The organism is Sphingobium ummariense RL-3, assembly GCF_000447205.1.
Taxonomy (GTDB): Bacteria; Pseudomonadota; Alphaproteobacteria; order Sphingomonadales; family Sphingomonadaceae; genus Sphingobium; species Sphingobium ummariense.
Genome location: NZ_AUWY01000030.1, coordinates 1 through 3,365, shown reverse-complemented (window position 1 = coordinate 3,365; position 3,365 = coordinate 1). Strand labels below are relative to the sequence as shown.

The window sequence follows — 3,365 nt, the reverse complement described above, 5'->3', positions numbered from 1 at the left end:
AAATCCGTCATCGTTCCGTCCGTCCAATCTCCGCCAAGCATGCTCAAGCTTCACGATTTTTGCAACAGAGCCCCGCCGCTTACCGGCACGCCGTTCACGCTGTAGGTATTATAGCGCGAGGAAAGCCACGCCTCCCAGCGCGCGCCTTTCGCCATAATCAGCGCCCGATAGCGGGCATTATGGACCGGCGTTCGGGAATGATAATTGGCAACCCGCGTCCACAGGTCGCCCTTGTCATCCCGGATATGGTTTCTGATACGCCATGCAGCGAGGTTGTAGGGATAGCACCCCGCCGCAAGCACATATTCGGGCCGGATGCCGTAGCGTGCCAGCGATTGAATATAGCTGGAATTGAGCTGCATCGAGCCAAGATCGGCGGTGTTATTGGTGTTCTGGACGCGCGCGCCGGGCCGACCGTTCTCTTGTTCCGCGACCGCCAGCATGACGTTCGCCGGAATGTTATAGCGCAGCGCCGCCGCGATCGAGCATTGCACCCGTTCTTCTATGACAACCGGAGGCAGATCAGCGGCCATGATTAGCTGTCCCCCCTTCTCTGGACGAAGGCCGCAACTTCATCCTCTGGCGTCTCCATGTCGCCCGCATCACGGGCGGCCGAAATGGTATCGCCCGCGAATTGCGCCGTGGGGGGTGGCGATGAATCGGACGAACTGGCGGGACTGCCCGCGCCGGTCGCGGGAGCGAGCGTTTCACTTCCCGACGATGCCGAGGCGGCCGACGCGCGGATATTGGCCGCCAGTCGGCCGCCCACCGTATTTCCCACCCGCTCTTTCAAAGCGCCCACCGCCATACCAGCGGCAGCGCCGCCGAGGATGCTTGCGGTTTTCGCCGCACGGCTAAGGCCGGTGCGTTGCGTGCCGCCAGTGTCGCCACTTTCGGGCGCGCCTTCACCTTGCGAGCTGGCGGAGCTGGCCTCCCCCTCCCCCGCAGGCGAGCCACCGGCAGCGCCGCCGCCGTTGCCGTCTTCACGATCGGCCGCCTCGCTACCCGCAGCGGCGCTTGCAGCCGTGCCACCGCCCGCGCTGGCGGCTTCCGAGCCGCCTTGAAGGCCGCTGTTGTCATTGGCCGGGGGGGAACCGCCATCGCCGCCCATAGCGACGCTAAGGGGCGTGCCGCCGCCCCCACCGCCACCGCCGCCGCCGTTATCGCCGCCTCCCGGCATGTCGCCCGCCGACGAAAGCGGTTGCCCGCCTCCCATGCCGGTTTGGCCGCCTTCACCACCGCTCCCACCAGCGGCAGCGAAGGCGGCCTTGATCGCGCTGGCTCCACCCGCAGCGTTCATCGCGCCAGCAGCGATCATAGCTCCACCCGTGGCCGCCGCCCCAGCGGCCATCCCGGCAGCACCCAGCGCGGCCCCTGCCCCAAAGGCTCCGATACCGCCCGCCGCGTGGATCGAGCCGCCGCTTATAACGCCCCCGACCAGCGCGGGAACCTTGTTTACGAGCGCCAGAAGGACGACCGCGAAGACAAGCATGGTCCCTAAATCTTGGAGAGACGAACCCTCGCCCGTTGCGGCATAATATTGGTCAAGGAAGGTTTTGCCGACGCCGACGATAAGAACCATCGTCATCAGGGACGCGCCCACCGCGACCACCGTTTTGAAATAGTTCAGCGGGCTCTGTTGCAAAAATCGTGAAGCTTGAGCATGCTTGGCGGAGATTGGACGGACGGAACGATGACGGATTTCAAGTGGCGCCATTTCCAGGGTGATGTGATCCTGTGGGCGGTGCGCTGGTATTGTCGCTATCCGATCAGCTATCGCGACCTTGAGGAAATGCTGGCGGAACGCGGCATTTCGGTCGACCATACGACGATCTATCGCTGGGTCCAGTGCTACGCCCCGGAGATGGAGAAGCGGCTGCGCTGGTTCTGGCGGCGTGGCTTTGATCCGAGCTGGCGCCTGGATGAAACCTACGTCAAGGTGCGGGGCAAGTGGACCTACCTGTACCGGGCAGTCGACAAGCGGGGCGACACGATCGATTTCTACCTGTCGCCGACCCGCAGCGCCAAGGCAGCGAAGCGGTTCCTGGGCAAGGCCCTGCGAGGCCTGAAGCACTGGGAAAAGCCTGCCACGCTCAATACCGACAAAGCGCCGAGCTATGGTGCAGCGATCACCGAATTGAAGCGCGAAGGAAAGCTGGACCGGGAGACGGCCCACCGGCAGGKGAAGKATCTCAATAACGTGATCGAGGCCGATCACGGAAAGCTCAAGATACTGATCAAGCCGGTGCGCGGTTTCAAATCGATCCCCACGGCCTATGCCACGATCAAGGGATTCGAAGTCATGCGAGCCCTGCGCAAAGGACAGGCTCGCCCCTGGTGCCTGCAGCCCGGCATCAGGGGCGAGGTGCGCCTTGTGGAGAGAGCTTTTGGCATTGGGCCCTCGGCGCTGACGGAGGCCATGGGCATGCTCAACCACCATTTCGCAGCAGCCGCCTGATCGGCGCAGAGCGACAGCCTACCTCTGACTGCCGCCAATCTTTGCAACAGAGCCGGCAGGACAGCCTCAGGCGGCGCTACGGGGATTTCTGGCCCTTCCCGGGCGGTTTCGGTGCTCACGACGCGCCTCGCTCCTCAGCCGCGCTTGTAGCCCACCTTATAAAGAACGGTCAAATCTGCTTATGTGATAAGTGCAATTATCACATGTTCGTTCACCAACCACCTGAGTAGTTGTGCAGTGTTTTGGCATTCACTACACATCCGGCATGGAGCGCTTCCATCCCCTCGCCGCCGACACCGACGTCCCACCCGAGGAGCTCGCCCTCGCGCAAGGCGAATGCGCGCTGGCGCTCGGCCGGCTCGACGGGCTCCTCGCCAGCCTCACCGATATCGAAAAACGGCTGTTCTGCGTAGGGCTGCTGCGGGAGGTGTTGCTTTCATCCCTGGCGCAAGCGGGATTTGCGGACGCCGAACACCGGTTCAACGCCTGGTTCGCCGGGCTCGACCGCGGCCCCCAAGAGACACCCCTCACCGGCTGCTCCGCCTATGCCGTGGTCCGCGCCCTGCTCGGCGAACTCAGCCGTCATCCGTGGGAACCGCTCGCCGATGCCGCGCAGACCATCGCTCTGGCCGCTCGCTTCGGGGCCGACCGCCCGATGCAAGCCGAAGACGCGCTGGCGGAGGAAGCGATCGGCAGGGCGATCACGCTAATGAAACAGGCCGGCGCGGATGACGAGACCCCCCTGCCCTTCGCGGGTCTGGCCCGCCTGCACGCGCTGCTGCGCGCCGATCCGCGGTTCGCGCCGCTGGAGCGCGCGGTGCAAATCCGTTCGTTTGGGAACCGCGCGGTGGCGATCGAGCAGGCCGCCACGCGCACCCCGCTCTGGGCGGTCGATGCCGCGCTGGGG

3 protein-coding genes and 1 pseudogene are annotated in these 3,365 nt (G+C 64.8%); 2 read left to right on the top strand and 2 right to left on the bottom strand.

What is annotated here, in order from left to right; genetic code table 11:
- Window positions 1–50: 50 nt before the first annotated feature.
- Window positions 51–533 (bottom strand): transglycosylase SLT domain-containing protein, encoded by a 483-nt coding sequence (locus M529_RS28355; RefSeq protein ID WP_021316576.1) that lies wholly within the window; start codon window positions 531–533, stop codon window positions 51–53.
- Window positions 534–535: 2 nt separating this feature from the next.
- Window positions 536–1,717: a type IV secretion system protein gene (locus M529_RS28350; RefSeq protein WP_456242875.1), complete on the bottom strand. Its 1,182-nt coding sequence runs from the start codon at window positions 1,715–1,717 to the stop codon at window positions 536–538.
- On the opposite strand from M529_RS28350, the gene M529_RS28345 reads away from it, so the two are divergent.
- On the top strand, window positions 1,694–2,458 hold the full coding sequence (locus tag M529_RS28345) for an IS6-like element IS6100 family transposase (protein WP_021316397.1): 765 nt from the start codon (window positions 1,694–1,696) through the stop codon (window positions 2,456–2,458). The genes M529_RS28350 and M529_RS28345 overlap by 24 nt on opposite strands.
- A 265-nt stretch (window positions 2,459–2,723) precedes the next feature.
- Window positions 2,724–3,365, top strand: a pseudogene (locus M529_RS28340) (hypothetical protein); the annotation flags it as partial.